Origin of the sequence: Gordonia rhizosphera NBRC 16068 (genome assembly GCF_000298195.1) — a bacterium.
Lineage (GTDB): Bacteria > Actinomycetota > Actinomycetes > Mycobacteriales > Mycobacteriaceae > Gordonia > Gordonia rhizosphera.
This window is the reverse complement of sequence record NZ_BAHC01000094.1, coordinates 1-6,338: the sequence shown is the minus strand read 5'-3', so window position 1 is coordinate 6,338 and position 6,338 is coordinate 1. Positions and strand designations below refer to the sequence as shown.

The 6,338-nt window shown below is 68.2% G+C and carries 7 protein-coding genes; 1 reads left to right on the top strand and 6 read right to left on the bottom strand.

The annotated features are described in order from the left end of the window. The 5 genes from GORHZ_RS29500 to GORHZ_RS11060 all read right to left on the bottom strand — a co-directional run. The coding region (locus GORHZ_RS29500) for a hypothetical protein (protein ID WP_006333000.1) at positions 1-351 on the bottom strand (351 nt) is incomplete at its 3' end. A 40-nt stretch (positions 352-391) separates the two neighbouring features. Beyond that, positions 392-769: a YciI family protein gene (locus tag GORHZ_RS11075; protein WP_006332999.1), complete on the bottom strand. Its 378-nt coding sequence runs from the start codon at positions 767-769 to the stop codon at positions 392-394. Positions 770-868: 99 nt separating this feature from the next. Continuing rightward, on the bottom strand, positions 869-1,996 hold the full coding sequence (nicT, locus tag GORHZ_RS11070; protein WP_006332998.1) for a Nickel transporter NicT: 1,128 nt from the start codon (positions 1,994-1,996) through the stop codon (positions 869-871). 198 nt (positions 1,997-2,194) lie between these two features. Beyond that, positions 2,195-3,484 (bottom strand): histidine--tRNA ligase, encoded by a 1,290-nt coding sequence (gene hisS, locus GORHZ_RS11065; RefSeq protein WP_006332997.1) that lies wholly within the window; start codon positions 3,482-3,484, stop codon positions 2,195-2,197. Next, a complete protein-coding gene (locus GORHZ_RS11060; protein ID WP_006332996.1) occupies positions 3,481-4,200 on the bottom strand; it encodes an MBL fold metallo-hydrolase in 720 nt (239 codons plus the stop codon). Before GORHZ_RS11060 ends, hisS begins: the two co-directional genes overlap by 4 nt. 184 nt (positions 4,201-4,384) lie before the next feature. On the opposite strand from GORHZ_RS11060, the gene GORHZ_RS11055 reads away from it, so the two are divergent. Then, complete coding sequence (locus GORHZ_RS11055; protein ID WP_006332995.1) at positions 4,385-5,305, top strand: peptidylprolyl isomerase; 921 nt, start codon at positions 4,385-4,387, stop codon at positions 5,303-5,305. Between the two features lie 45 nt (positions 5,306-5,350). Here the strand turns inward: GORHZ_RS11055 and GORHZ_RS11050 are convergent. Next, positions 5,351-6,338: TGS domain-containing protein (locus GORHZ_RS11050; RefSeq protein ID WP_006332994.1), on the bottom strand; the 988-nt coding region annotated here is incomplete at its 5' end.

The window sequence follows — 6,338 nt, the reverse complement described above, 5'->3', positions numbered from 1 at the left end:
GACCAGCCGTGCCCCCTCCGCGAGCACGTCGTCGCAGGCGACGAAGAGCAGCGCGACACGGTCGTCGAGTTCGGGCGCATACATGTCGTCCTCGGTCCGGGCTGCGTCGCCGGCGGCCGCCACCTGAACGACGGCGCGTTCGTGGACCACACGCCGGCGCACGTCGTCGACCCAGGCCCGTCGTCCGGCGGCGACGCACCAGGCGCCGAGGGAGTCGATGACACCGGCGTACGCCGAGGCACGTGCGAACGCCTCCGCGGCGTAATCCTCGGCATCGTCGAGGCTTCCGGTGATCGTCGCGAGGGCGCGGACCACCGACGGCCACGCGTCGCGGAAGTCTTCCGGTGTCATCGCCGTAACCCGCGCGAGGTCGCCTGCCGTAGACGGGACCTCAGCCCATCGGGAAGACCTTGCGCCATTCGATGCTGTTTCCGGTCGGCACCATCGCGGCGATGCGGCGGGCGGTGTCCTCGTCGGCGGTCTCGACGAGGTAGAACCCGGTGATCACCTCGGACGCGTCCGGGTAGGCGACATCGGTGTAGACCGCGTCGGCGACCCGACCCTCACCCGCACCCGGCGTGCACCTGCCGCCGTGTTTGGCGTTGTGCAGAGCGGTACCGCCGACGATCGTGGCGCCGAGCTCGGCCACGGCCTGCTGGAAGTGAGCGTGCGCGGCAAAGATCTCGTCCTTGGGATCGGGCGTACCGGCCAGATAGCGATCGGAATCCCAGTCGGGTTCGCGGATCAGGAATGCGTAGGTGTCGGTCATCGTCGGCTCCTCAGGGTGTTGACGGGACGTGACGCGAAACTCGTCACACCATGGTGTCGAACAACCAGCGGAAAAATCGACAAACCCGCACGGTCGGTATCAGCTCTCGTCGACGCGGACCAGCGCGGCGCCCCAACGCTCTTCGATGCTGCCGAAACGCCACACGGCCAGGGACACCGCCCAGGTGAGCACGAACAGCCCGACGATGACGAAGCCGAGAATGTTCAGGTCGATGCCGGACACGTCATCCCAGAAGCGCCCGCTCCAGCCGAACTCCTCCGCGAGCAGCCCGAGTAGCTCGATCGTCCCGATCACCAGCGCCACCGCGACCGACAGCCCCGTGATGATGAGGTTGTAATAGACCTTGCGCACCGGATTGGCCAGCGCCCACCCGTAGGCGAAGTTCATGAAGGAGCCGTCGATACTGTCGAACAGGCTCATCCCGGCCGCGAACAGAACCGGCAGGCACAGGATCGCGTACCAGGGCAGCCCGGCGGCGGCGCTGCCGCCGGCGAGGACGAGCAGCGCGACCTCGCTGGCCGTGTCGAACCCGAGTCCGAACAACACCCCGATCGGGTACATCTGCCACGACTTGGTCACCACCTTCATCAGCCGACCGAGAATCCGGTTCATGAACCCGCGGTTGTTGAGGTGTTCCTCGAGCTGTGCCTCGTCGTAGACGCCGCGGCGCATGTCCCGGAACACGCGCACGATCCCGAGCAGGATGACGAGGTTGATCGCCGCGATCAGGTAGAGGAACCCACCCGACACCGCGGACCCGATCAGGCTCGTCACCTGGTGCAGCGCAGACGCACCGTTCTCGACCGGACCCACCACGAGCTTGATCCCGAACGCGAGCAACAGCGACAGCCCGAACACGACCGTCGAATGCCCGAGCGAGAACCAGAACCCGACGGTCAGCGGTCTCTTGCCCTCGCCCATCAGTTTGCGGGTGGTGTTGTCGATCGCGGAGATGTGATCGGCGTCGAAGGCGTGGCGCATGCCGAGGGTGTACGCGGTCAGACCGATGCCGACACCGAGCGTCTTCTGGCCGACGCTGAAATGTTCGGGGGCGACGAGCACCACGAGGGTCACCCAGCCGATGATGTGCAAGGCCGCAACCGCGGCGACCATGCCGCCCACACTCGCCCACTCGCCCGGCGAGAGCGCCACACGCACGGCGGACACACGGGAGCGGGAACGGGCGGCCGGCGGGGCGGTGATCATCGTTGCAGACTTCCTTGTGGCGGATCGTCATCGGCGCGAGTCGCACGGCATGTGCAGGCCCGGCCGACCGAACGTAAGGCTCGTCACATCACGACGGCAAGGAGTCGGCGACAAACCTGGCCATTGGGTCAGTGATCCCGCACGGTCGGATAGTCCCGTACACTCGCGCCCGCGGGAGCGGGTCGTCCCCGACTGTGTTCAGCCCAGCAGCCGGGTGATTTCCGACACCAGCTCGTCCAGCGCAACCTCGTGCTGCTCCCCGGTCGACAGGTCCTTGACCTCGATACGCCGTTCGGCGAGTTCGCGATCGCCCAGCACCAGCGCGAGCCGGGCACCCGAGCGGTCGGCGGCCTTCATCGCGCCCTTGAGGCCGCGATCTCCGTAGGCGAGGTCGACGCTGATCCCGGCGGCCCGCAGTCGTCCGGCGACGTCGACCAGTTCCGCCTTCGCCTCGGCACCGAGCGGGACGCCGAACACCCGGCAGCGCGCGGTGTCGGCATGGGCGACGCCTTCGACCTCCATGGCAAGCATGGTGCGGTCGACCCCGATCCCGAATCCGATGCCGGAGAGGTCCTGTTTGGCGCCGAGCAGCCGCATCAGCCCGTCGTAACGGCCGCCGCCGCCGATCCCCGACTGCGCGCCCAGACCATCGTGGACGAACTCGAAGGTCGTCTTGGTGTAGTAGTCGAGTCCGCGGACCAGCCGAGGGTTGATCTCATAGGGCACACCGAGCCGTTTGAGGTGGGTCAGCACGGTGTCGAAATGGGCCCGCGCGTCGTCGGACAGGTAGTCGATGAACAGCGGCGCGTCGGCGGTCGCCGCCTTGATCTCGGGACGTTTGTCGTCGAGCACCCGCAATGGGTTGATCTGCGCCCGATGCCGGGTCGGTTCGTCGAGGTCGAGCCCGAACAGGAACTCCTGCAACGCTTCCCGATACGGACCGCGGCTCGCGTCGTCGCCGAGGGAGGTGATCTCCAACCGGAACCCCGTCAGCCCGAGCCGGCGGTAGCCCTCGTCGGCGATGGCGATCACCTCGGCGTCGAGCGCCGGGTCGTCGACACCGATGGCCTCCACACCCACCTGCTGCAGCTGTCGGTAGCGTCCCGCCTGCGGTTTCTCGTAGCGGAAGAACGGGCCCGCGTAGCAGAGTTTGATCGGCAGCGCCCCGCGGTCGAGCCCGTGCTGGATGACCGCTCGGACCACACCCGCGGTCCCCTCCGGGCGCAGCGTCACCGACCGGTCGCCGCGATCGGTGAAGGTGTACATCTCCTTGCTGACGACGTCGGTGGATTCGCCGACACCCCGAGCGAACAGTGCGGTGTCCTCGAAGATGGGCAGCTCGATGTGCCCGTAGCCGGCGAGGCGCGCGGCCTGGGTCATGGTGTCGCGGACCCGGCGGAAGTCCGCCGACGTCGGCGGGTAGTAGTCGGGAATGCCCCGCGGCGCGGCGAAGTCCTTGGCTCGAGCCCCGTCGAGATTGCCGCTCACAGTCCGTATCGTCCCTTCTTCGGTGCATCGTCTGCGGTGGTGGACAGGTCGGCCAGGAACGGGTTGGTCGCCCGCTCCTGCCCGATGGAGGTCTGCGGGCCGTGGCCCGGAAGTACCTGCGTGTGATCGGGCAGCGGCAGCAGCTTCGCCGCGATCGAGCCGAGCAGCTGCTGGTGACTTCCGCCCGGCAGGTCGGTCCGGCCGATCGACCCGGCGAACAGCACGTCGCCGGAGAAGCAGACCGGCACCGGCGCGTCCTCACCATCCACGGGGACCTCGATGCCCAGCAGGACCGACCCCTGGGTGTGTCCGGGGGCCAGGTCGACCGAGAACCGGATACCGGCGAGCTCGACGGGCTCTCCGTCGTCGAACTCGATGACCTTCTCCGGCTCGTGGAACGTCAGGGAGCCGATGAGGGGCCCGAGCGCCGCGCCCAGGCCCCGGCCCGGGTCGGCCAGCATCGGTCGGTCGGCGCCGTGGACGTAGGCCGGGATGGAGTATTCGTCGCACAACTCGGCGGCATTCCAGGTGTGGTCGAGGTGTCCGTGGGTGAGCAGCACCGCCACGGGTGTCAGGTCGTGTTCTGCGAGCAGTTCCCGAACCCTGGGTGCGGCGTCCTGGCCCGGATCGATGATGACCGCCTCCGAGCCGGCCTCGGACGCGAGGAGGTAGCAGTTCGTCTGGAACATCCCCGCGGCAAATCCGGTGATCAGCATCCGTCCATTGTGGCAAAGCGGTCGGAGTGCTCATCCCCCGGATGCGACCCGGCCATCCAACTCTCAGGTTCGGCTGGCAGACTGGCGTGTCGCGGTAGCATCGTCGCCGATCACCTGTCGGGACGACAGGTTCGCCACGCTGCCGACGGGGAGCCAGCACACGAGTTCAGGAGGGTCTCAACGCGTGTCCACCAACGAGGAACGACGCGAAGCCGCCAAGCGCAAGCTGGAGGAACGTCTCGAGCGTGACCGGCAACAGGCACGCCGCCGCAAGATCGTCATCGCGTCGGTCTCCGCGGTGGTCGTGGTCGCGGTCGTCGCCACCGCCACCACCCTGATCGTCAAGAAGGTCCTCGACGACCGGGAGGCGGCGCGTTGGACCGCGTGCTCCTACCAGGACCAGCCGAGCCGGTTCGATCAGCTCCCAAAGACGGTTCCGCCGGAGGTCCCGGCCGACCAGAAGGCGCAGGCCCAGGCATACCTGGACGAGATGCGCGCGGGTGAGTCGAAGCAGAAGACCTCGCCCAAGCCCGCCGACAAGCAACTCAAGGAGGGCACGGCGAACCTCGTGCTCGAGACCAACCAGGGCACCATCCCGATCACGCTCGATCACGCCAGCGCTCCGTGCAACACCGGCGCGGTGATCACGCTGGCGTCGGACGGCTTCTACAACGACACGCCCTGCCACCGCATGACCAACAGTCAGGCGCTTGCGGTTCTCCAGTGCGGCGACCCGACCGGCACCGGCGCCGGAGGCCCCGGATGGTCGAGCCCCGACGAGCCGCCCACCGACCTGAAGCCGGTCGGTGGCACCGACCCCATGTCGGGGGGCGGCGCGGTGGTCTACCCGCGTGGCACCGTCGCGATCGCCAACAGCAACAACCCGCAGTCCGGGCAGGCCGACACCGGATCGAGTCAGTTCTTCCTCGTGATCAAGGACAGCGAGCTGGCGCCGAGCTACTCCGTCGTCGGCACGGTCGACGAGGCCGGTCTGGCGGTGCTCGACAAGATCGCGAAGAACGGCATCACCCCGGGCCCGTCCGGAAGCGCCGAGGACGGCCGCCCCAAGGAACCCGTCACCATCGAAACCGCCACCGTCAGTTGACCTCTGTCGGCTGACCGTCTCGGCCGGCTGATGTCGGCCGAACGGTCAGGCGGCGGAGGTGACCCGGTATACGTCGTAGACGCCTTCGACGTTGCGCACCACGTTGAGCACGTGACCGAGGTGTTTGGGGTCACCCATCTCGAAGGTGAACTTGGAGACCGCGACCCGGTCCCGGCTCGTCGTCACCGACGCCGACAGGATGTTCACGCGTTCGTCGGCGAGCACCTTGGTGACGTCGGAGAGCAGCCGATGCCGGTCGAGCGCCTCCACCTGGATGGCCACCAGGAACACCGATTCCGGTGAGGGCGCCCAGGAGACGTCGATGATGCGTTCGGACTGTTGCCGCAACGAGTCGGCGTTGGTGCAGTCGGTGCGGTGCACGCTGATCCCGCCGCCGCGGGTGACGAAGCCCATGATCTCGTCGCCGGGCACCGGTGTGCAGCACTTGGCCAGCTTGACCATCACGTTGTCGACGCCCTCGACGACGACCCCCGCGTCCCCGCCCTGCCGGGTGCGGGTCGGCAGCGTCGACGGTGTGGACCGCTCGGCGATGGCGTCGACGGCGTCGTCGATGCCGCCCAGGGAGGCGACCAGCCGGTGCACGACGTGCCGCGCCGAGACGTGGTTCTCCCCCACCGCGGTGTAGAGCGCGGTGACATCGGCGTAGCGCAGTTCCTTGGCGATGGCACCCAGCGACTCCGCGTTCATCAGGCGTTGCAGCGGCAGACCGCCGCGCCGGACCTCCTTGGCGATCGCGTCCTTGCCGGTCTCGAGCGCCTCCTCGCGGCGCTCCTTGGCGAACCACTGCCGGATCTTGGCCTTCGCGCGCGGCGACACGACGAAGTTCTGCCAGTCCTTGGACGGGCCGGCGTTGGGCGCCTTGGAGGTGAACACCTCGACGACCTCGCCGTTCTCCAGCTTGCGTTCCAGCGCCACGAGCCGACCGTTGACACGTGCGCCGATGCAGCGGTGCCCGACCTCGGTGTGCACCGCGTAGGCGAAGTCGACGGGCGTCGACCCGGCCGGCAGGGTG

Excerpts from the sequence above, each read along its gene's own strand:
- GORHZ_RS11075 (WP_006332999.1), bottom strand. The coding sequence starts at position 769 with ATGACCGACACCTACGCATTCCTGATCCGCGAACCCGACTGGGATTCC.
- GORHZ_RS11060 (WP_006332996.1), bottom strand. The coding sequence starts at position 4,200 with ATGCTGATCACCGGATTTGCCGCGGGGATGTTCCAGACGAACTGCTAC.
- nicT (WP_006332998.1), bottom strand. The coding sequence starts at position 1,996 with ATGATCACCGCCCCGCCGGCCGCCCGTTCCCGCTCCCGTGTGTCCGCC.